Source organism: Streptomyces sp. NPDC006798 (genome assembly GCF_040635975.1).
Taxonomy (GTDB): domain Bacteria; phylum Actinomycetota; class Actinomycetes; order Streptomycetales; family Streptomycetaceae; genus Streptomyces.
On the sequence record NZ_JBEYIS010000035.1, the window covers coordinates 38,384 to 60,500 of the forward strand.

Sequence of the window (22,117 nt, forward strand, 5' to 3'; positions counted from 1 at the left end):
GGTCCACTGTCACGTCCCCGATGGGTGTGGGTGAACGCGGGCGGGGGCGGGCTTGCCCCCGCCCCGGCAGCTCCGTCGTCCGGCGCCGTGCGCTCGCGGACGTCACCACCGCGGACGGGATGCGGATGTCCGGCGCCGCCGCCCGCCGGCTCGTCGACTCGGTGCCCCGCAGCAGCCGCGACGCCCGCGCCAGCCGCTGGCGCGTCTTCACCACCTGGTGCGGCGAGCACGGCTGGGACACCACCGAGCCCGGCGCGGTCCTCTCCCACCTCTCCGACCTCGCCGACCTCGGCCACCCCACCGGCACCCTGCGCGGCCTGCGGCAGATCGGCACGAGCCCGCTCACCGGCGCCGAGATCAGGGCCTGCCAGCGGCTCATCACCCACCGAGCCGACGAGGAGGCCGACGATCCCACAGTCGAGCTTTGGACGGGAAGGGCCCCGCGCCAAGCTTCGAAGGCTCGGGGCGGGGCCCTGTTGGACCTCGGGCTGCTGGCGCTCCCGGGGCGGCCGAGCGGTCATGCTCGGTCGTATCGCCAGTCCGTGCAGTCCAGAGTGGAGCCGTTGACCAGGCAGGACATGTAGCGGACTTGACTGCCCTCGGCGATCTCGTAGTTCCGCTTCTCCGGCGGCCCCGCGTAGCCGTTGCGGTTGTAGACCACCCATTCACCTGGGCGGTACCAGCCCTCGCCGGGAACGTAGTACTCGATCATTCCGGCCGTGGCTTTGCCGTCAGCCCGATAGTCGCGCACGTAGAAGATGTCGCCGTGTGATACGAACCGGGCGCCGGCTGCGGGAGACGACGCGCAGCCGCTGGGCCAGCACGCTTGCCCGTCGGCGGCTGCGGGTGCCGCGGTGATGAAGCCTCCGGCGATCAGTGCAGCCGTGCCGATGGCCAGCACCGCTGCCCGCCTCCGGTGTCCCGTGAGGTGCCTGGGGTGTGTGGTTCGTTGCACATCAAACTCCTTGATGGAGGGTCGTGGTGGGGCATTTGAGGGTGGAAGGGTTCCTTGTGGGCCTGGTCGTTCTACCTGCCGGCCCAGGCTTCGACCTTCGTCTTCTTTCCGCTCTTGAGGATGAGCTTGACGGTTTCCCCATTGCGGTACGCCACGACGGGTGTGTGGCGTCGGGCACCGGTGCACGAGTGCTTCTTCGAGCGCTTCGTGCCGGTGTCCAGGTTGAAGACGGTCAGCGTGGCCTGGCCGCCTCCCCGGCAGCTGAAGACGCCTCGGGCCATGCGCGATCCGTTGGGCAGCTTGTAGCCCTGCGAGGTCCACTTCTTGCCGTGCGAAGTGAGGTAGTCCTGGGAGATGGTGGTCTCCCAGCGCTTGCTCCATGTGTCCGCGTGAGCGCCGGGTGCGGCGACGGTGAGTCCGGTGCCGAGGAGAACGGCGGCCGTCGAGCGCGTGAGGGTCGTGCGGATCCGTTTCATTGGGAGTGTGTCCTTCGTGTCGTGGCGTGATTGCGTGATCGGTGTAGCCGGGTCCGCGACCGTGCTGTGGTGCGCACGACGGGGGTTGCCCCGCGGCCGTGCCGGCGTCCGGTCGTCGGCCGGACCTCTCAGAGCGGCTTCCGCCGCCCTTGTTGCGCAGCCCGGTTGGGTGCACTGCAACAAAATGGTTCCCCCCGTCGGCGGCTGCCGTCCTGGTGTCGCCGGTGGGCCGGGAACGTCCTGTGCCGGGGAGCCCGGACGTCCCGGTGGCGCAGGCGCCGGGGCACATGTATGGCCTGAACGTTCGCTTCTGTGGGCGCTGGTGGGCCGCCGCGGTGAGGAGGAGTGGGTCGTGAGCCGGCTGGTGGTGTGAGGTGCGGCGATGAGCCGCCCCTGCCCGGGGGAGCGGCTGAGGCAGGGGCGGTGATCGCCCCGCGCTGTCCGGTGTCCGGGACAGGGCTCAGCAGCGGATGTCGGTGATCTTGACCGTGAAGCCGTCGTAGACCTTGTGCCAGCCGGGTCCCTCGGTCCGGTCGTAGCCGACCGTGACCCTGCAGTTGCGGCTCACCCAGAATCCGTCGACGTCGCGGACCTTGACATGGCGCCCGTTCTGCCCGGGCTTGAGCGTGCGCCAGCTGGACGACTTGTGCCGCTTTCCCCAGTCGTTGGTGATGCGGAGGGTGTGCCGGTTGTCGCGGTTGTAGACATTTCCGCAGATCCGGCCCAGGAAGCAGTCCCCGAGGACAGCGACCGGTTCGGCGTGGGCGGTCCTTGCGCTCAGCGCGGTCCCTTCCAGGGCGGTTGTCCCCAGCGGCGTCGTGCCCAGGGCGGGGAGGGCCAGGGCCAGCATGGTGCCGGCCAGGGCCGTGCGGACAGTTCGTCGTACCTGCATCGGGGTTCCTTCCGTTCGACCCGGGCGGCCTCGGCGCGGTCAACCCGGAGTTCGGTGGGGACGAATCCCACGATGGCAAGCCGCTCGAATGTCGCCCACCCCGGATCACGCTCTGCGACAATTGACGAGTTACCAGGTCAGGAGCATGTTCGCTGGTAGGGCGAACCGGGGGCGAAGCGCTGCCACTCGCTGCGGGTGAGACTGCGGCCGACGGTGGCGCACACCTCCCTGACGGTCCGCCGGGGGTCGGTGTTCCACAGCAGAACGGTGCCGTCGGCGCCGCTGGTGGCCAGGGTGCTGCCGTCCCGGCTGACGGAGACCGTCCGGACCTGACGGGTGTGTCCCGTGAGGATGGCCAGGGGCTGGTGGTCACGGAGGGACCAGAGGGTCACGGAAGTATCGCCGTTGGCGATGGCCAGGGTGGTGCCGTCGGGGTGGAACGCCACCGACATGGCCGAGGAGTCACCGGTGACGGTGGCCTTGCGCCGGCCGGTGACGGGGTCCCAGAGGATGACTGTGCGGTCCAGACCCCCCGTCGCGAGGGTGCGCCCGTCGGGGCTGAAGGCAAGGGCGCGCAGGGAGCCTGTGTGGCCGGTGAGGGTGAGGCGCCGGGTGTGCCGGACGGCGTCCCACAGCGCGATGGATCCGTCGTGACCGGCCGAGGCCAGGGTGCGGCCGTCGGGGCTGAAGGAGACGGCGTTGACACCCCACTTCGGCTCCCCGGACGACTGTCCTGTGCGCGGGGCCGGACCCTTGGCCCGCGCGGGACCGGCGGCCGGGGTGTGGACGAGGACGGCGCGCCGGGATGCTGGGCGGCGCGTGTCCCACAGCACGACGGTATCGTCCGCGCTGCCGGTGGCCAGCGTGCGCCCGTCCGGACTGAAGGCGGCATCCGTGACCCGGTCGCCGTACCCGGTGAGGTCTCGGGCCGGTCGCGCGGGCACACCGACCGGCCACAGACCCACCGTGTAGTCGTCCCCGGCCTTCGGCGGGTGAACGGCCGGTCCGGTGGCCGCGGCCAAAGTGCCTCCGTCCGGGCTGAACTGTACGGAGTTCACATCGCCCGCGCCGGGCCGGAGCGTTGCGGTCCTGGTGGCCCGCAACCGGTCCCACAGGATGGCCGTGCCGTCGCTGCTTGCGCTGGCCAGCGTCCGGCCGTCGGGTGAGAAGGCCACACGGTTGACGCGGTCCCCGTGGCCCGTGAGCGGGATCCGCGACGGGTCCCAGAGCGTCACCAGCCCGTTCTCACCGCCGGAGACCAGCCGGGAGGGTGTCTCGTGCGTGAAGGCCAGGCTGTAGACGTTGGTGCCGTGACCGGTGAGGGTGGCGGTGCGCCGCCCGCTCGCCGCGTCCCACAGCACGACGGTGCGGTCGAGTCCGGCGGTGGCCAGGGTAGTGCCGTCGGGGCTGAAGGCGACCGCCCGTACCGGCCCGATATGGCCCCGCAGCGTTGCCCTCGGCGTCCGCAGCCCAGCCTCCCACAGCACTACCCGATGGGTGTCGTCGCCGGTGGCGAGAGTGCGGCCGTCCGGACTGAACGCCGCCGCGTTCATCTGAGTGGTCCCGGCGCTGACCGTCCGGGAGACACCAGTGGCGGTGTCCCACCACACCACCGCACCGCCGGTGCCCACGGCGACGACCGTCCGTCCGCCTGGCTGGAACGCCACCTCGTTGAAGCGGGTCCCCGGCACGGTCAGCGTCCGCAGAGGCGTTCGGCGCGCCCGGTGCCAGAGCACCACCCTGCCGTCCGCAGCCGCGGATACCAGAGTCCTGCCGCCGGGCCCGAAGTCCAGGCTTCTTACCAGCTCGGCATGGCCCGACAGAACGGCTGACGGCCGCACCGCCCCCCGCTCCCAGAGCACCACCTTCCGGTCGTCCCCGGCGGTCGCCAGCACCTGCCCGTCAGGGGAGAACGCCACCGCCCTCAGCCAGGTCCGGTGACCGCTCAGCTCGACGGTACGCACCATACGGCGCATATCCCACAGCAGGAGCCGACGGTCCCGGCTGACCGACGCCAGCGTGCCCTTGGCGACGGCGACCTCGGAGACCGCGTCCCGGTGTCCGGCCAGCTCCGCCCGGTGGTACTGATGGCCCGACATCAAAAGCAGCGCGCCCCGGGCCTCGGCGGTGCGGGCGGTGCGGTAGGCCGCGACGCTGAGGAGCTTCGCCACCACCGGCCGGGAACCCACCAGCTCCACCGACTGCGCGGCCAGTTGCCGCGACAACGTCAGCTGCCGCTGCAACAAAGCGTCATGCCGCTGCTCCAGGGCGATCACGCTCACCCCCACTGTCAGACACAGCAGCAGAGCCAGACCCGTCGACAGCAGCCGCAACCGCCGGGTACGCCGGATCACCGCCGTGTGCTCAGCGTCCTCCAGCGCCACACTGGCGTCCAGGAAGTCCCGCTCACTCACCGTGAGCCCGGCCCGGCTCGCGCCCCGTCCGGCCCAGTCCCGTACCGCCGACAGCCGGCTCCCGCGATAGAGCGCGCCCTCGTCCCGGCCCAGTTCTTCCCAGGCAAGCGCGGCCTGGGTGAGCCGACGCTGCACCGTCAGCCGGTGCCGCTCCTCATCGATCCACCGGCGCAGCCGGGGCCAGGAGGTGATGAGGGCCTCGTGGGCGAGGTCAACGGTGTCGCCGTCCAGGGTAAGCAGCCGGGCCCGGACAAACATCTCGACCACATCGTCGACCACATCACCCTCGTTCGCCCGCCCCGTCTCGCCGTGGGCGGCGGACAGAAAGTCGAGTTCCGCCCGGTCGACTGGGCGACGGGTGTCCTGGGCGCCTTCCCCGGGGGTGATCAGGCGCAGAAGGACCAGGCGGGCGGCCTCGGTCTGCGCGGGGGTGAGACCGGAGCATACCGCCTCGGCACTCTGGGCGATGGAGCCCCGGATGCCGCCGGCCGCCTCATACGCCTCCAGGGTGAGGGTGCGACCCTGGCGGCGGCGCCAGGTCTCCAACAGCGCGTGCGAGAGCAGCGGCAGCCCGCCAGGCTCCTCCGCCACCTCACTCAGGAGGCGCGCGGTCAGGGAGCGTTCCACCACCAGCCGGTGTACGGCGGCGGGTTTGATGATGGCCTGCCGCAGCTCCGGTTCAGTCATCGGGCCTACAGGCAGGCTCGCATGCGCCACCGTACGGGACAGTTCGCCCAGTTCAAGGAAGCGGCCGTAGAAGTCCGCCCGGACGCCCAGGACCACCCGCAGTCGACTGCCGGGGCGGGCTGACGCGAGCAGGAGTTCGATGAAGGCGCTGCGCTCGCGTGGATCGCGGCAGAGGGTGAACACCTCTTCGAACTGATCGACCACGACCACGGTGTCTCCGTCGCCGTCCCCGGGACACAGGGCCTTTCCGTAGGTGGCTGCCGGGGTTTCTCCGGGGGTGAGGATCCGGACAGCCGTGAGAGGCGTGGCGTCGGGTCGCGGACGCTGGAGTCGGGGGATCAGCCCGGCGCGCAGGAGGGAGGACTTACCGCTTCCCGACGGACCGAAGAGGGCGGTGAGACGGTGTTCGGCCACCAGGTCTGCCAGGGCGTCCGCGAGGGAGTCCCTTCCGAAGAACAGGGCCTGGTCATCGGTCTCGAACCGGGACAGTCCGCGATAGGGAGAGACCGGGCCCTCTTCGTCGGCCGTGGTGGGCCGTGCCGCCGCATCCAGCCGGGCGCGCTCCCACCGCTCCCGCCACGCGGCTAGATCCCCGCCGCAGGCGCTGACGTATGCCAGCGTCAACCGTAACGACGGCAGTCGCTCTCCGGCCGCGGCCCGTGCCAGGGCCGCCATCGAAAACTCGGAACGCCGGGACATCGCCCGGTATGTGGGTGCGCCCGCGCTCCGCCTAAGCAACCTGAGCTCATGGGCGAGCCGTTCCACCGGACCGGCCCCCGGATCAACGGGTTTCTCCAGACGGCCCACTCCACACCCCTCAGCCCGTCCCACTGCATCCAGCCCACCACACCGAGTGACCGGCAAGGGAGTCGCTGCCCAGCCAATCATGACCCGGGCCCAACCGGGCGGGCAGCGACATCAAGGCCCTCACCGTCCGCGACCGCAATCACTGGGCACCGTGTGCACCCCCGAGCCCGACGCACTCGTTACCGGACTGCGGCACGCCGCCGACACCCTCCAGGAGTGGCGCCCGCGGCTGCCCGCGGCAGGCTGAGCCGAACCGGCCGCCGGTGACCGCCCGCGCCCGGCTCCGGGACCGGTCGAGGGCGGCGGCCCCGGCCGGTGCCGCCGCACGGGTGCCGGTCGGTGCAGGTGTGCGTCACCCTCCGAGGCGGCGGGCCGGAGCAGTGCCGTGTCCCGTGCCGGCCGCCGGGAGCGGTGCCCGTCGGATACGCGGTCCGTACGGTGCTCCGATGGCGACGGCGGGGCGTACGCGCCGTGCTGCCCGGGGTGCGCGGCGGCCGGGGCGGGGACACGGGCCCCGGACTTCCGCCCCGGCCGGCGGGTGGTGTCGGTGGCGGCTGGGAGGATGCGGTTATGACGATTTCACCGGTTGCCGCCGATTACGCCTGGATACGCTCCTCCTCGTCCCTCTTCGGGTACGCCCTGGAGGCCGGGTACTCGCTGGTCCTGGTGCGCGGCGTCAGCCCGGCGGAGCTGCTGCGGATCACCGGCGCGGACCCGCAGGGAGTGCGCGAGGGGCTGGAAGAGCTGGTCGAGGAGCACACAGAGCTCGTGGAGGAGTACGACGGCTGGCCGGAGGCGTCCCTCCTCGGTGCGGTGTCCGTGCCGGGCGCCGGCGGGGAGTGGACGCTCGCCCTGGACCTCGGCGGTGACCTGGGCCTGCGCCCGCAGCTCATGGAGGATCTCTCCGCGACGACGCGCGCCGTCGCCGTCACCGGGAACAGCGGCAAGCCGATGACGCTGTTCACCTCGTACGCGGGCGGGCGGCTGGAGACCGGGTTCGAGCGCCCGGACCTCCGCGACGGCGCAGCGCCGGACGCCCTGAACGTCCTGCTGCTGGAGGTCGGACTGCTCGATGCGGAGGGCGGTCAGGTGCCGGGCGCCGACTGGGCGGCGGGGATGCTGGCCCTGGCCGGGGGTATCACCGGCGTTCAGGTCACCGCGGAGCTGCTGGCCCGGGCCTCGTACCGGGCCGGGCTGGTACCGGAGGGGACCTGCGCTCATTGACATCCTCGCCCACCTAAAGGAGGGCGATTCCCGCCTGGCTGCCGGACGCCCGGCTCGCCTTCGGGTGGGTTCCTGTTTCTTCACGCTGTGCCAGGATGAGTCCCGGTCTTACCCGCGCTCCGCAGGCTGGTACGGCCAGTCCGGCCGCCTTGGCGACGTTGACCGCCGCGTTGATGTCCCGGTCCAGATGGGCGCCGCAGGCCCTGCATGTCCACGTACGGACGTGCAGGGGCTTGGGGCCGTCCTTGACGCCGCACTGCGAGCACACCTGAGACGTCGGCTCGAAACGTCCGACGCGGATGAGAGTGCGGCCGTACTTCGCCGCCTTGTACTCCAGCATCGTCGTGAACGCCGACCATCCGGCGTCGTGCACGGACTTGGCCAGGCGGGTCCGGGCGAGTCCTTTGACCGCCAGGTCTTCCACTGCGATCGCTTGGTTCTCGCGGATCAGTCTGGTGGAGAGCAGGTGGTGGAACTCGCGCCGCGCATCGGCCGTCCGTGCGTGGGCACGCGCAACCTTGACCCGGGCCGGGCGCAGGGCGGCGGAACTGTTAGGGGTGGCCGAGGAACTGCTGTTGCCGCCCCCGCAATGCAGTGGGTCGCCGGGATCGGCCTGGTCGGCCTCCACACCGTCCTGAACGCCCCCGGCGACGGCAGCGAGAACAAACTCGGCGACCTGCGCGAACAACGCCCCGCATACAAGGAAGGGGACCGGGCCACGGTACTGACCGCCGCCCACCACCGAGGGACACCACCATCTCCTGCCGGATGCAACCGGGCCACCGCCGGAACGCGCCACCGAGGTATGGACCGGCGGGGGAGGGCGCGTGATACTCGGGCGGTGAACTCGATCTACCGCAGCCCCGGCGGCCGGGAGGAGATCCGCGCATGGTGCTCCGGCCAGCTGGACGGCTGGGCAGTTCCGCACGAGCGGAGCGAGATGACCGCGCACGGCGCGCGTACCCATATCGTCACCGGCGGGGACGGGCCCACGACCGTCGTACTCGTCCCGGGCACCAACTTCAACGCCGCCGCGTCCCTCCCGCTCGCCACTGCCCTGGTGACCGCCGGGCACCGGATCGCGGTGGTGGACGTCCCGGGCCAGCCCGGGCTCAGTTCCGGCGAACGCCCCCCGAAGGCTGCCGGACTCGCCTGGTACGGGATCTGGCTGGACCAGGTACTCGACCAGAGCGGGGGCGGGCCGGTCGTGGTCCTGGGCCACTCCTTCGGCGCCGCCATCGCCCTGACCGCGGCCTCCCCCCCACATCAGCCGTCTCGTCCTGGTCTCCCCCGCCGGACTGACCCGCCTCCGCGTCACCCCGCGCCTCGCCGCCACCGCCGCCGCCTGGGCCCTGCGCCCCACACCCGCCCGCAGCACCCGCCTCCTGCGCGCCATGCACACCCCCGGCCACGAACCGCGGCCGGAGCTGGCGATGTGGATGACCCTCGTCGCCCGCCACGCACGCTCCAGCGGCGCGCCCACCACCGCCACCCTTCCCGCCCGGCCCGTGCCCCGGCACGTCATCAGCGGCGAGCACGACACCTTCCTCCCGCCCCACCGGCTCCGGGACGCCGTCCGTACCCTCCCCAACATCCGGTTCGACGTCGTCCCCGCCGCCGGCCATCTGATCACCGACGAACACCCCGACCGCCTTGCCGCACTGACAGCCGGCCCGGACCAGCCCGGCCCCGGCGCGTACGAGGGATGAATCACCGGGGCGCTGCCCGAGTAGGGCTACGAGGTCGGCGCAGGCCACCCGGATCGTCCTTCCGGCGGCGGGGTAGGCGCGGGCTCGGGTTCGTCTCCGGCTGCCTGTTCTCTCGCCGGTTCATGACCCTGCCCGCCGTTCTCGCCGGTCCCGCCCGACGGGAATGGGGCCGGTGGGGTGAACCTGCCTGCCACCGGGCGCCGTGTCCACCGGCCAGGGCCTGCCCGGTGGACATTCAATGCGGGGGATGTGCGTGCGTTTCCCGACAGGTGGGCCGGGTGCGGCAAGCCCCGGCCGGTGGTTGCTCCGTGTGCCCGTGCGTGCACACGGCGAGGAGACCACACATTGCGTTTGCGCACGAGAACCGCGCTGGCGTTGGCGGGCAAGGCACTTGTCCTGGCCGCCTCCGCCGTGCCCGCGCCCGCCCTGTCCCACCGGCGAGCGCCGCGGCACCAACGGCCGCAGCTGCGGGCGGGCAGGTCGCCCTGCCCGCCGCCCGGGCGGCGCGGGCCCCGCTGACCTGCGCGGGAGACATCCTGCTCGCCGCCGGAAACCCCCACGACGCAGTCGTAGCCGCACCCCGACAGCCTGCTGTTCGCGGAAGCGCTGACACGGCGACGACCCGCCAGCCGCTGCTCCGGCCCCCGCGCCGGTGGGCGGCAGAGCGGGCTGGCACAGTGTTGTTCCGTGCCCGTGACGAACAGCAGCACCCACCAGCAGCCCCGCTACCTCGACGCCGTGGACGTGCCTGTCCTCTTCCGCGCCGGGCCCGGGGGCCGGACCAGGCAACAGTGGCGCCGTACGGACCACGCCGAGTGGCCCGGTACGGGCTTCCCGGCGACGGACGGCTGGTACCTGCCCACGACGACCTGGCGGGAGATCCTCAAGGCCGCGGTCAGTGTGGGCCGGGACTTCACTCCCTGGCTCGACAAACCGGAATACGCCGTCCGGGAGATAGCCGCCCGTATCTCCCCCCTCGGCGCCTATCTGGACCTCCACCCCGCGCCCGTCCTCCACACCCACGGCGCCGGACGGAGGCTGACCGCGAACATCGTCCTGGAGAAGTCGGAGGCCAGCGCCTTCGGAGCCTTCTCGTACCGGCTGGGCATGACCTTCGCTGAATGGGCCTGCCGCTCGCTCATGGGACTCGGTGAGACCTGGGACGTGGAGAGCGGCTGGCCGCAGGACATCACGGACCCCGCCCAGGGCAAGAAGGCCAAGGGCCAGAAGAACCCGCGTCCCGACCTGTGGGGCACACACACCGCCGAGGACCGCTACTGGCTCGTCGAGGCGAAGGGCGGCACGCTCACCCCCGACCGCCTCGACCACGGATGGGAGCAGGTGCAGGGAGGATGCTCGGTACTCCACCCGTACGGGGTCGATCACCGGGCGGTCCTGTGCGGGGCCAACATCCGCCGCGGTGTGAACGCGAAGAACGACGTCTTCGTCATCATCCGCCACGAACACCACCCCGGAACCCCACCCGCCGGACCCGGCACCGGCCCTGAGACCCCGGACTCGCCGGACGGCGATGGGCAGCCCACAGACCCCGACCCCGGCACCCCGGACTCACCAAACGACGGTCCGCAGTCTCCCGAAGACGTACTCGACGCGGACACCAGCGGCAGCAGTCTCCTCGCCGTCGCCCGCTCCCAGATGCTCCCCTACCTCGCACTGCGGTCCCTGCGTCAGTCCGCGCCGTCCCGGCTACGCCTCGTCCCCGTCGCCCGCAACCGGGCCGAGCGCCGCCGCACCACGGGCCGCCTCACCCTCATGGAAGACGACCACGCCACCCGGGAGCGCCGCGACGGCCTGCGCCGGACCGCCACCCGCGAGGACACCACGGTCCGCGAAGCAGGGCTGGAGAGCTTCCTCACCGGCCGCATCCCCGGAACGGAGATCACCCTCGGCATGTCCGGCCGCCTCTACAGCGCGTGCCATGAACTGTTCCGGGCCGACCGGGAGATCGCCGAACGGACCCCCGGCCTGCGCGCCGAGGACCGAGCGGCCCGCACCGCGCTGGACGAGGACGACCTCGACCAGCAGTCCCGCATGGTGCGGCGCGAGTACCGCGAACGCCAGGAAGAGGCCCGACCCCGCCTCCAGCGCCAGCTCCGCACCGCCTACCTCCGGGACCGCGAACTGCCCTGGTCACACCGCATGGCCACCCCGCCGGAGTTCACCCTCGACCCCGCCGCCCTCGAAGCCACCACCCCCGAGACCTACCTGGCCATCCGCCCCGCAGACCTCCCCCGTCAGTAGCCCGGAGACCGGGGCAAGTGGCGAGGACGGCGGAAGGTAGCAGGGGTTCCCCGGTTCGCGAAACCGGGGAACCCCTGGACCATTGACTACTCCACCGCCACCCACTGTCCGCACCGTCGAAAGGCCACCGGCACGATCACCAGCCACAGCCGCACATAGCCGCTGACACCATGCCTGGCCGACCCTCGGCTACGACCCGGTGTAGGCGAGGCGGAACAGGTCACCGGCCCGCTCCAGATCCCGCTCGGACCGGATCTGGACCTCCAGGTCCCCCGTACCGTAATAGCCCAAGCCCCGTCATATTCCGGGTGAACCCTGGAACGAGGTCGACCCCCTGTGGGCGGACCTTGAGATAGGCGAGGACCTTGGTCCGCTGCGGCGGGCAGACGCAGGCGAAGTTCCGCAGCCGCTGGTAGGCCCGGTACTGCTTGCGGTGCACCGTGACCACATCGGCTCCCAGGCCGAGCAGGACCTCGTCCACCGCCCCGGCCAGCTCCCGCAGCGCACCCGCCGGTGCGGCTGCGGACCGCCGGACGGTCCGCTGCCGCCGACGGGGCACCGCGGCGTGCCCGGCCACGGACGCGACGGTCTCCAGCCCGATGTGGTCATCGCCGTAGAACCGGTAGCGGACCAGATCGATACTGCGCCGGTGCTCCCGCACCGCGTGGACGTCGTAGCGGGTGAAATCGCCAGCCACGCAAATCACCTGCGGGCTGCTCCACAGGATCCGGCTCGCGGCATCGGCACCGAGGCGGTCGCGCACCAGGCGCTGGAACTCCGCCTTGTGGTCCATCAGCCACGCCAGGTAGTACAAGCCCTGGTGGATCACCCCCGCGTCCGTCGCCCGCTTGTACTCCACGATCACCGGCGCACCGTTCTCGTCCAGCCCCAGCGAGTCGATCCGCCCTCCGTGAACCGGCCCGGTGCTGTACTCACTCGCCAGGAACCTGACGCCCAGCATCGTCTCCATGTGCGCCTCGACGAGGCTCTGCACATCCGCCTCGATCTCAGCCAGACGTGGCACCACCTCTGTCAAGCCGCCCACCGTGTTGAACAGCTTCAGCCCCGACACCTCCCCTGATCGACTCACTGGTCGACAACACCGGGCAGGTGCGGATTTGTTTCCACGAGACGCGCGAGTGGCCGCACGGATGGCATGGGAGACCTTCTACACCCGGGCCAGGGACCAGTTGTCCCCCGATTCCTGAAGACCCGCTGTTCCCCCATGTGTCCCCCAGGCCAGGTGACGACGCGTCAGTCACGAATAGACCCGCAGGTCACAGCCACACAAGCGGCGACAGATCGAAAGTCTTCTAAGCACCTACCCTGTCGCGCCCCGCGCGGCTCGCCTCTCCTGAGACGATCTGCTTCGCCTCCCAACCATAGCGGCGACCGATATCTGTCCGGCTGGACCGTCCTACTCTCCAAGGAACGCCCGGCGTAGCGCCCCGCAGCGTGGCTGCCTTTCGAAAAGGGGCTCGGATGAGCTTAGATCGTCGAAACTGATCCGGGCCGCAGCAGCGGAGCGGGGCGGGAAAGCCTCCGCTTGCGTGAAGATCACCTCGCGTCGACCTCGGCGTTGACGATCGCGGACGGCTCACCTTCGCTCTCGCGGGGCCGACTCCACCACGGAGAAGGGCGTGGCCCCAACCTCCAGGCATTGGGGCGATTTGCTCAAGCGGAGAGGATTGCCGGACGCGAGGGAAGACGTAGCCGTGGTGGGAGCAGTCGGGACGTCGGCAGCCAGCGGAACATCCTCATCATGTAGGAGGTGACGGACCCCCTGGGATCCGTCACCGTTGGCTCAGAAGAGCCAGCTGACGAGTTCATTGGTCAGGGCACGGAGTACCGCGCTGACCACTACGCGCGCGACCTCAAGGAGGACCTCGCGTCGCAGGACGAACTTCCGCAGGAATCGGGACACTGTTTCTCCAGAGCGCGCGACACAGCCGAGGGGCGCCACGTCCCTCGGGAGGGTCGTGTGTGCGTCTCGATGTGCCATCGGCTGGAGAGCCAGTGGGACTCCGCGCACCTCCAGGGAGGCGTGCAGCAGTAAGTACTCTACGGGACGCCGACGTTGTGCACCCGCGGTTGACAGAGTGTCCCTGTGTCGATACTTCGCAGGGGTGCTGCAAGGCGACGAAGTGTTACAAGCCTGGCTGCTTCTGGCGTGTCCTTCGGGAGCACACCGGCATCGGACTCGCGATAAGGAGCACCATGTTTCTGGACTCCCGCCTCTGGGGCAAGGCGGCCGGACTGGGTAAGGACGCCCGCGGTGTAGCCCATACGCATCCTTTGGTTTGTCACCTGCTGGACACGGCTGCCGTCGCCGAGGCCGTCTGGGATGAGCTGCTGACCGTGCACCAACGGAGCGTGGTGGCAGCGGCGTTGGAGGTTTCGGATGAGCAGGCGCGGACGTTGTCGGCGTTCTGGGCGGGTTTGCATGACATCGGGAAGATCAGCGTGCCGTTCCAACTTCACCGGGATGGTCCGAAGTACGGGGGAAGGCTGCGGGCTCAGGAGCTGAGTGTTGATCCGGGATATGCATTCGTTGCCGGCGCCGAGGAGGACAGACAGTCGCACGAAGCGGCGGCGCACTGGTGGCTGGTGGGGATCTTCAAGGAGATCGGTTATCCGTCGTCGAAGCGGCGTCCGCAGTCCCAGCTCAGTCATGCGGTGGCCCAGTTGCTCGGTGGGCACGGTGGTCGTTTTCACCCGGTGGTGTACGACAAGGACTCGCGGTGCCCTGCGGCGCGTCATCCCGGTATGGGTGCGGGGAGTTGGGAGGTGCAGCGTCGGATCCACTTCGACGAGGTGCGCAGAGTGCTCGGGGTGAAGTCGGTTCCGCAAGGGCGGATGACGCCAGGAGCGGCTGTTGTCCTGATGGGGTTGGTGGCCTTGTCGGACTGGCTGGCCAGTGCTGAAGAGGGGATCCGGACCCGGCTCAGGGAAGACGGGTGGGCTGGGACTCCCGGCGACCTGGACTCATACTGGCGGATCGCCCGCGCGGCGGCTCCCCGTCTGTTGCGGCAGACGGATCTGCTCGGGACGGGTTTCGCCCGGCCGCCGGACTCTGCTGAGAGTGCGGGGGAGGCTGGTCTCGGGGGAAGCATGGTTCGTCAGGTGCCTGATCTGGTGGCCGCGCACGGGCCGGGCATGGTGGTCGTGACGGCTCCGCCGTCACAGGGCCGTACGGAAGCTGCTCTTCGTGCAGCAGCCGTCCTTGGGCATGCGGCGAATGCGCGGGGTCTCTTCTATGCGCTGCCGACCGGTTCAGCGGCCGACAGCCACATGGCGCAGGTGCATGCGTTCGCCGAGCAGGCGCTGACGGGCCCCTGGCGGTCGTTGCTGCTCCACAGCTCTTCTCGGTTGAAGCCGGCACAAGCCGCGGAGCAGTGGGCGCACGCCAATACGACCGGCGGGGTCAGCGCGGAGCCTGGTGAGGAGTGGGCCCCGACAGCGGACAGTTGGCTCAACTCCCATCACCGAGCCCTCTTGGCTGCGCTCGGTACGGGGACGGTGGACGAGCTTCTGCAGGCTGTCATGCCGGTGAAGTTCAATGTCATGAGGCTCTTTGCTCTTTCCGGCAAGGTCGTCGTGGTGGATGAAGCCCATGCTCGCGGTGCGTGGGGCCAGAAGCTGATGCTGCGGTTCCTCGAGTGGGCCGCTGCGTTGCGGATCCCCGTGGTCCTGGCCGCGACGGCTGCGGACAAGTCGGTGGACGCGATGCTGGCGGCCTACAGCCGGGGCACAGGAGGGGGTGGAGAGCCCGTGATGCAGCCCCGTCGGTCGCCGGGATGGTCGTTCGTGGATGCTCAGTCCGGAGGCGGGCACCTGCCCCGGCAACCTGCCAGGTCCGCTCGCGCCAGCACGCTCAGCATCACTGTCGTCGACGGTACGCCGTGTGGCGAGATTCAGGCGGCTCTTGCACCGTTGGCCGCAGCCGGCAGGGGAAGGGCCGTCGTCTACCGCTCGACGCCGGCGGAGGCCGTCCGCACGTTTCGTCTACTCACAAAGGATCTTCCCGGTCTGGATGTGACCCTGATCCATGAGCAGATGCGCAACAAGGACCGATGGCAGCGTCTCGCAGCCTGCCGGGAGGCCTTCGCTCCTGGCGGCGGAGTCTTCGGCCCCTCTGTGCTGGTGACGACGTCGATGCTGGAACATGTCCGGGGCCTGTACTTCGACCTCGTGATATCTGGACCGGCGCCGCTCGCGGACTTGTTGGCCCGTTCGGTGCAGAGCGTGGGTGATCGCTCGAGGCTGGTGGTGCTGCGAGCGGACAACGCGTCGGAACGGGACGATGCCGCGCTGTTGCGGCGGACTGACCTGCTCCTCGGGGCCGGCAGGACGGTTGCTCTGCCCGAAGAGCTTCCCTCGCTACTGGATGAGGTGTATGCCAAGGAGATCGTCGACGGGCTGGGGCGGCCTGCGGCGAGCGAGCTCCAGCAGCTCGACAACCGGCGCGTGGTTCGTGAACGCAGAGCGAGCGGTACTGCGCGTTGGCTGGAGGTGCCGGGACCGTGGGAGCTCGATGGCGACCTCGGCCTGCTGAGCCGCGATCACCCCGGCATGGAGCCCGAGCTGCTCTCCTCCGTGCTCGGCGAGGAGACGGTACATGTGGTGTGTCTGTATCCCGGGCGTGACCTGCGGGGGAATCTTGTGCATCTCCTGGAGGACGGGGTACTGGAGCGGAAACTTGAGCGCAGCGCCAAGGGGAGACCGGCACCGGGCCAGCTGGTCCCTTATCTAATCCCGGTACCGAAGCGACTCGTCGAGGCCGTGCAGGGTGATGCCAACTCTGCCTGGCGCGACATGGCGGCCCTCAAGAATGTCCTCCGGCTGAACCTGAGACGGGAAGACGGTGAGTGGGTGTACACCAGTCCTAGCCACCGCTTCTGCATGAGCGAACACGGCCTTATGATCGACCAGTTGCCGTAAAAGCCCACTCCGCCCCGTACGTCCGTCTAGCATTCAGTGGACGTCCGACCACGGGGGGAGGGGCGTGGCCACGCCTGCGTCCAATCTGATCGACCAGCCATGGATCCCGGTCGCATGGCTGGAGGGAAAGTCAGGCCCACCGCAAGTGGGCCTCAGGACTCTGTTCCTGCGTGCCGGAGAGATTCGCACGCTGCTGGTCCCGGAAGCTCCGGCTCACTCGGCGCTGTTGCGCTTGCTGTACGCGCTCACTGCCCGGATCACCGCTCTGGACGAATCCGGCCCCAGAAGCTGGGGCGATCGGCGTGGGGAGATCCTTGAGCACGGTCTTCCTGAGCAGAGCATCGAACTCCCCGACGGCCGCAAGGCCGGCATCGCGGGCTACTTCGACCAGTGGAGCGACCGTTTCGACCTGTTCGATCGCGATCGTCCCTGGCTTCAGGACCCTCGCCTCCCCGACCAGTGCGACAGGAACCGAACGGCCGGTATCCACAAGCTGGTCATGAGCCGGTCAGCGGGCAACAACCACTGCTGGTTCGGGCACTGGAGCCATGACAAGCTCGCGCTTCCCGACCTTTCGCAGTCGGCATTGTCGCTGCTGACCTGGCATTACTGGGGAGCCCCCGGCGGCCTCTCGAGGCGGGCAGTCGACCGTGTGAGCCACCACTACGCGAAGGCGTCACCACTGCGGGCCGCGTTGTCGTACCACCCGGAGTGCGACAACCTTTTCCTGACGCTGCTGGCGGGCCTGACCCCGCCGGACGGCGACGTCAGCCGGCAAACCGATCTGTGCCCGTGGGAGCGCGAGGACCTGCCGGACCCGCTCAAACCGATGCCCGAGCCACAGGGCCCCTGCTCGCGGCTCACCGCTTGCTCGCAGCACGCTCTCCATCTCGTCCCCTCCCGAGACGGCAAGCACACCGCCGACGCATACATCACCTGGGCCTACAACGCCGAGCGGATCCGGCCGGAAGACGACTACCTGATCTGGGACATCGGCAAGCATGGAGAGACCTTCCCCCGGCTCGCACGCTCCTCCCGTTCCCTCTGGCGGGACATCGACGCCCTCCTGCTCAAGCAGCTGGACGACGCAAGCCCCATCCAGCCGAGGGTGATGGACCACGCCTTTGACGTCAGCGAGTACATGCGAGTACGTGCGCTCGGCTTCGAACAGGACGCCAGCCAGGCGGCAAATCATCAATTCGTCGACTCCACGACTCCCGTGCTTCTGTCCCGAGTAGAGGAAGACGTGGTGAGCGCCGATCTGCCCGTACGCCAGCTCCGCGAAATCGGAGAGCTCTTCGGGAGCCGGCTGGAGCAGGCCACGAAAGAAGCATGGCTGAAGTACACGGATGACAAGAAGAACGACCCCGGCACCTGGCTGGACGCGGTAGCGGCACGGTACTGGCCCTCGGCGGAGGACGAGTTCTGGTCCAGGTTCCGGACGTTGACCCGTTCCGACGGCGCTGTGGACTCCGGGTTCGACTTCGAGGCCGCATGCCTGGCTTTCGCGCGGCATGCACTCGATGCGTACGACTCGGTGACCGACTCCGTGACACGAACTTCACGAGGCGCGAAGGCCGTCACGAAGGCGAAGACCATCATCCTCGCCGCGCTGAAAGACCCGCACAAGGCGATGGAGCAATCGAGAACAACAAGGGCGGCCAACAATTCGTGACCATCGCCCACCGATCCGAGGACAGACAGTGACCTTCCAAGCCCCTGAAGCGAGCAAGAGCCAGAGGAACCGCGCCTCGTATGCCGCTTTCGCCTCGAGTGTCGAACGCCTGTGCCGCGTGGACCCCGGAGCCCGTGCGGCCCTGCGCTCGGGCCTGCGCCGCGATCTGGACCACCCGCGCGCCCGCCCCATGCACCGGCTGCTGACACCGCGTCTGCCGGAAGAATGCGATGACAGAACAGCGCAGGCTCACTACACGGTCGCCTCGCTGATTGCGGCCCAGCCCCGACACGCCTTCACACCCGGCCAGGAAGACGAAGAAGACGCCGCAGCCGAACAAGGCCAGCAGGTTCTCCAGAAGAGCGGAGAATCGGACGAGGAGGCCGCCCCGTCAGAACTCACCCGGTACGGCTCCTCGTTCGGTGCCACTCTGGGACAGGCCGTCATCGCAAAGGGCACCTCCATGCGGATGAGCGCCGCTGAGAATCGCATCAACCTTCTGACGCGGCAGAGCCTGCGCGGCATCCATCTCCACCTCCCCGCCGCGGTGAACCAGGTGCGCTCCACCGATGCCCCCATCGATTGGGGACAGTTGCTGGCAGACCTCGTCAACTGGCCCTACCAGTCGGGGCGTATCACTCGCCGCTGGCTGCAGGACTTCTACCGGATCACCGCCCGCGCCGACCGGGACTGACCCCCCTCACCCACAGGAGATCCCTGATGGCCCTTGAGCCACGCTTCCTCGACATTCACGTCGTCCAGCCAGTTCCCTACGCGAACCTGAATCGGGACGACACCAACTCGGTGAAGACCATGCTCTACGGCGATGCCTTGCGTACCCGCATCTCCAGCCAGTCCTGGAAGCGGGCGATCCGTGAGCACTTCCAGAACGCGCTTGGCGACAACGCTCTGCGCACACGCCGCATCGGCGAACGGGTCGCCGAAGTGCTCCGCGGCCGCGGGTGGGACCAAGCGCTTGCCGATCGCGCCGGTGCGCACGTCGCGTCAGGAAGCAGCATCAAGTGGGAGGTGGCCAAGGGGAAAGACAAGCAGCCCATCACGAACAAGGTTTTGACCAACGCGCTCATCTACCTCCCCGAAGACGCTGTCGAGGAACTAGCGGACATCGCCGAAGCCCACAAGGACGCGATCACGACCGACTTCACCGGCAAAGGCACGAAAAGGCCCGAGAGCGCACTGAAAGGGAAGATCGACAAGATCCTTCGCAAGAGGAACGGCGTCATCAACCTCTTCGGCCGCATGCTCGCCGAGGTCGACCAGGCCGGGGTCGACGGAGCCGTCCAGGTCGCACACGCCTTCACCACACACACCACTGAGGTCGAACTCGACTACTTCGCAGCCGTCGACGATGTCACCGCGACGAAGAACGATGAAACAGGCAGCGGCCACATGGGCACCGCCGAGTTCAGCACCGGCACCCTGTACCGCTTCGCCACAGTCGACCTGCAGGAACTCACCAAGAACCTGAGCGACGACCAGGACATCGCCGTCAGCGCCGCCCGCGAACTCGCCGGCCAGTTCTTGCTCTCCTTCATCGAGTCACTTCCACAGGCCAAGAAGAACTCCACTGCCCCGCACTCGCTCCCGCACCTGGTCCACGTGGCGGTCCGCTCCGACCGGCCCCTGTCCTTCGCCGCAGCCTTCGAGGAGCCCGTACGGCCCGCTCAGCACGGCGGCTACGTCACGCGATCCGTCGAGGGCATCGACGCCTACTCCAAGGCCGCAAACACCCTCCTCGGCCCCGACCGCGTCCTGCACGCGGCGCACGCTTCCCTTCAATTCGACAAGCTCGAGCACCTCGGCGAGCGCCACTCGTCCTTCAGGTCTCTCGTCACCGCCGCCGTCGACGTGGCGCTCGCCGAGGCCCCCCAGTGACCGCGAAGCACGCCCACGGGCTGCTGTTGCGCCTGGCAGGCCCACTGCAGTCCTGGGGCACCCACAGCAAGTACCTGACGCGTGACACAGCCAGATTCCCCACACGGTCCGGCATCGTGGGCATGCTGGCCGCAGGGCTCGGGCGGGAACGCGAGACACCCTTGAACGACCTCACAGGACTGTCGATGACGGTACGGGTCGACCGCCCCGGCGTCGTCCTGTCCGACTACCACACCGTAGGCGGTGGGCTACCCGCCGATGAAACGGTGATCACCGCGGACGGGGAACGCAGGCCCAAGGGCAAGGGCACTCTGGTATCCAAACGCCAGTATCTGGCCGACGCGGCATTCACCCTCGCGCTCACCTCCGACGACACAGAGCTGCTCCACTTGTGTGCCGCCGCCCTGCGCGACCCTCACTGGCCCCTCTTTCTCGGCCGCCGCTCCTGCCCGCCGGAGGGCCCGCTCCTGCTCGGAACTGCACAAGATCCACTGCACCACCTGGTACGGCTGCCGCTGGCAGCCAAGAGACCGCGCCACAGCCCACAGCCGACCACCTTCTACAGCGACAGACCGCTCGGCGTGCTCCCCGTGGACTCTGACGCCCCAGACAGAGGCGATGGTGATCACCACAGCGGCGAAGTCACGGACGAGCCCCTGTCGTTCGCACCGCTGGAGCGCCAGCATCACCCCCGGCCCCTGTACCGGCGCGCCGTGCACCTGCCGGATGCCCCGTACGAAGGCTTCGGCACCGGCTACCTGGTAAAGCTCCAAACCTACATCGACGCCCATTTCCTCACGTCGGAGAGGAACGCCCGGTGACTTTGTGGCTGACCCGCATCGTGCCCTCGCCCAGTTCCCGCGAGGCCCGAAGGGACCTCGGCGGCAGCGACCAAGGCATCCGGCTGCACAAACGTATGCTGCAGATGTTTCCCGACGGAGTCCAAGGCCCGGCTCGCGCCGAATTCGGAGTTCTTTTCCGCGCCGAGGAAAGCCCGCGCGGTCCGCAAATCCTCCTGCAGAGCCGTATAGAGCCCGACCCCTCCCGCCTGCCAGGCACCTACGGCAGCGTCGAAACACGCTCTCTCGAAGCCTTGCTGCTGAACTTGCACAAAGACATGGTCGTCAACTACCGCTGTGTGGCCAACCCCGTACGCAAGCAGAGGACCACTTCCCGGGAAGCCGATAACCTCCCGCCCATTGTGGCCTTGAGCGGCAATGCCGCTGTTGAATGGTGGGAACGCCAGTCCGATGCAAGCGGGCTGGAGCCTTTGCATATCAACGCCCACCCCCTCGCCATGGTAAGCGGCCACCAGAGTCCCAAAGGCCCAGCCGCAAAGCAACGGATTCAAATTGCCCGCACACAGTTCGACGGGACGGCCCGAGTCCTCGACTCCGGCCTGCTTCGCGAGAAGCTCGCTACGGGCATCGGGCGGGGCAAAGCATACGGATGCGGGCTTCTCAGCCTTGCTCCTGCGCGATGAGTTCGTCCGCGCGCGCCAAGCAGCGAGCGAGGGTGAACCGGTCGCAGTCCGATCCACCATCACGAAGCGACCGTGGCAATAGCGCCCCCAACCGGGCCCGCCGACGCTCTGCCCGAACCCGCCGCTACAGTCAGGCAGCCCACACCGAGAAGACAGCATGAGCCGAGCAACCAGACGGCAAAGCCACTCCTAACGTGCAGCTCGGAAGGTGTCCTTCCCACCGCGTGGGGGTGTTCCGGCGGGATGGAGGCCGGCGGAGGCGAGGGCGTTGTCCTTCCCCACCGCGTGGAGGTGTTCCGGTCGCAGGGGGCCCGTAGCGGACCGATCAGCAGTCCTTCCCCACCGCGTGGGGGTGTTCCGACCGGCCGGAGGTCATCAGCCACGAGCAGCCGGTCCTTCCCCACCGCGTGGGGGTGTTCCGGAGGACCGGGTGGACAGGTCGCTGCGGTTCGCGTCCTTCCCCACCGCGTGAGGGTGTTCCGTCCCACCGGTCTCCGGCCCGGGTCACTGTGATGTCCTTCCCCACCGCGTGGGGGTGTTCCGGCGTCCATCACGACGACACCTCGCCCTCGGGCGTCCTTCCCCACCGAGTGGGGGTGTTCCGTCGAGATCGAGGGCGGCCGAGAGGCACCACCTGTCCTTCCCCACCGCGTGGGGGTGTTCCGTCGGTGGCCGATGGGGGCCACCTGCTCACCT

General features: G+C 69.3%; 14 protein-coding genes and 3 pseudogenes. 11 read left to right on the forward strand and 6 right to left on the reverse strand.

Translation table 11 applies throughout. The annotated features are described in order from the left end of the window. Positions 1-20 precede the first annotated feature (20 nt). A complete protein-coding gene (locus ABZ714_RS22975) occupies positions 21-584 on the forward strand; it encodes a hypothetical protein (RefSeq protein WP_358827169.1) in 564 nt (187 codons plus the stop codon). Here the strand turns inward: ABZ714_RS22975 and ABZ714_RS22980 are convergent. The 4 genes from ABZ714_RS22980 to ABZ714_RS22995 all read right to left on the reverse strand — a co-directional run bounded on the left by ABZ714_RS22980 (position 518) and on the right by ABZ714_RS22995 (position 6,048). Next, complete coding sequence (locus ABZ714_RS22980; RefSeq protein WP_358827170.1) at positions 518-901, reverse strand: hypothetical protein; 384 nt, start codon at positions 899-901, stop codon at positions 518-520. The two genes, ABZ714_RS22975 and ABZ714_RS22980, sit on opposite strands and share 67 nt — an antisense overlap. A 125-nt stretch (positions 902-1,026) precedes the next feature. After that, complete coding sequence (locus ABZ714_RS22985; RefSeq protein ID WP_358827171.1) at positions 1,027-1,431, reverse strand: hypothetical protein; 405 nt, start codon at positions 1,429-1,431, stop codon at positions 1,027-1,029. 460 nt (positions 1,432-1,891) lie between these two features. After that, on the reverse strand, positions 1,892-2,323 hold the full coding sequence (locus tag ABZ714_RS22990; protein ID WP_358827172.1) for a hypothetical protein: 432 nt from the start codon (positions 2,321-2,323) through the stop codon (positions 1,892-1,894). Positions 2,324-2,460: 137 nt separating this feature from the next. Continuing rightward, positions 2,461-6,048: a hypothetical protein gene (locus tag ABZ714_RS22995; RefSeq protein ID WP_358827173.1), complete on the reverse strand. Its 3,588-nt coding sequence runs from the start codon at positions 6,046-6,048 to the stop codon at positions 2,461-2,463. A gap of 753 nt (positions 6,049-6,801) precedes the next feature. Between ABZ714_RS22995 and ABZ714_RS23000 the strand changes: the two genes are divergently transcribed. Further along, positions 6,802-7,455: a DUF6461 domain-containing protein gene (locus tag ABZ714_RS23000; RefSeq protein WP_358827174.1), complete on the forward strand. Its 654-nt coding sequence runs from the start codon at positions 6,802-6,804 to the stop codon at positions 7,453-7,455. Positions 7,456-7,468: 13 nt separating this feature from the next. Here the strand turns inward: ABZ714_RS23000 and ABZ714_RS23005 are convergent. Then, a pseudogene (locus ABZ714_RS23005) lies at positions 7,469-7,984 on the reverse strand (RNA-guided endonuclease TnpB family protein); the annotation flags it as partial. 411 nt (positions 7,985-8,395) lie between these two features. On the opposite strand from ABZ714_RS23005, the pseudogene ABZ714_RS23010 reads away from it, so the two are divergent. The 3 genes and pseudogenes from ABZ714_RS23010 to ABZ714_RS23020 all read left to right on the forward strand — a co-directional run. Further along, positions 8,396-8,653: pseudogene (locus ABZ714_RS23010) on the forward strand (alpha/beta hydrolase); the annotation flags it as partial. Positions 8,654-8,753: 100 nt separating this feature from the next. After that, complete coding sequence (locus ABZ714_RS23015; RefSeq protein ID WP_358827203.1) at positions 8,754-9,164, forward strand: alpha/beta fold hydrolase; 411 nt, start codon at positions 8,754-8,756, stop codon at positions 9,162-9,164. A 687-nt stretch (positions 9,165-9,851) separates the two neighbouring features. After that, on the forward strand, positions 9,852-11,426 hold the full coding sequence (locus ABZ714_RS23020) for a gamma-glutamyltransferase (protein ID WP_358827175.1): 1,575 nt from the start codon (positions 9,852-9,854) through the stop codon (positions 11,424-11,426). 189 nt (positions 11,427-11,615) lie between these two features. On the opposite strand, the pseudogene ABZ714_RS23025 reads toward ABZ714_RS23020, so the two are convergent. After that, a pseudogene (locus ABZ714_RS23025) lies at positions 11,616-12,498 on the reverse strand (DUF5655 domain-containing protein). A 1,145-nt stretch (positions 12,499-13,643) separates the two neighbouring features. Between ABZ714_RS23025 and ABZ714_RS23030 the strand changes: the two are divergent. From ABZ714_RS23030 to cas6e, 6 genes are all read left to right on the forward strand, one after another. Further along, on the forward strand, positions 13,644-16,367 hold the full coding sequence (locus ABZ714_RS23030) for a CRISPR-associated endonuclease Cas3'' (RefSeq protein ID WP_358827176.1): 2,724 nt from the start codon (positions 13,644-13,646) through the stop codon (positions 16,365-16,367). A gap of 64 nt (positions 16,368-16,431) precedes the next feature. Next, positions 16,432-18,042 (forward strand): type I-E CRISPR-associated protein Cse1/CasA, encoded by a 1,611-nt coding sequence (gene casA / locus ABZ714_RS23035; protein ID WP_358827177.1) that lies wholly within the window; start codon positions 16,432-16,434, stop codon positions 18,040-18,042. Between the two features lie 28 nt (positions 18,043-18,070). Further along, a complete protein-coding gene (gene casB, locus ABZ714_RS23040; protein ID WP_358827178.1) occupies positions 18,071-18,736 on the forward strand; it encodes a type I-E CRISPR-associated protein Cse2/CasB in 666 nt (221 codons plus the stop codon). Between the two features lie 26 nt (positions 18,737-18,762). After that, positions 18,763-19,938 (forward strand): type I-E CRISPR-associated protein Cas7/Cse4/CasC, encoded by a 1,176-nt coding sequence (cas7e, locus tag ABZ714_RS23045; protein WP_358827179.1) that lies wholly within the window; start codon positions 18,763-18,765, stop codon positions 19,936-19,938. Next, positions 19,935-20,759: a type I-E CRISPR-associated protein Cas5/CasD gene (gene cas5e, locus ABZ714_RS23050; RefSeq protein WP_358827180.1), complete on the forward strand. Its 825-nt coding sequence runs from the start codon at positions 19,935-19,937 to the stop codon at positions 20,757-20,759. The genes cas7e and cas5e overlap by 4 nt, the downstream gene beginning before the upstream one ends. Beyond that, on the forward strand, positions 20,756-21,421 hold the full coding sequence (cas6e, locus tag ABZ714_RS23055; protein WP_358827181.1) for a type I-E CRISPR-associated protein Cas6/Cse3/CasE: 666 nt from the start codon (positions 20,756-20,758) through the stop codon (positions 21,419-21,421). Before cas5e ends, cas6e begins: the two co-directional genes overlap by 4 nt. The last annotated feature ends 696 nt before the right edge of the window (positions 21,422-22,117 follow it).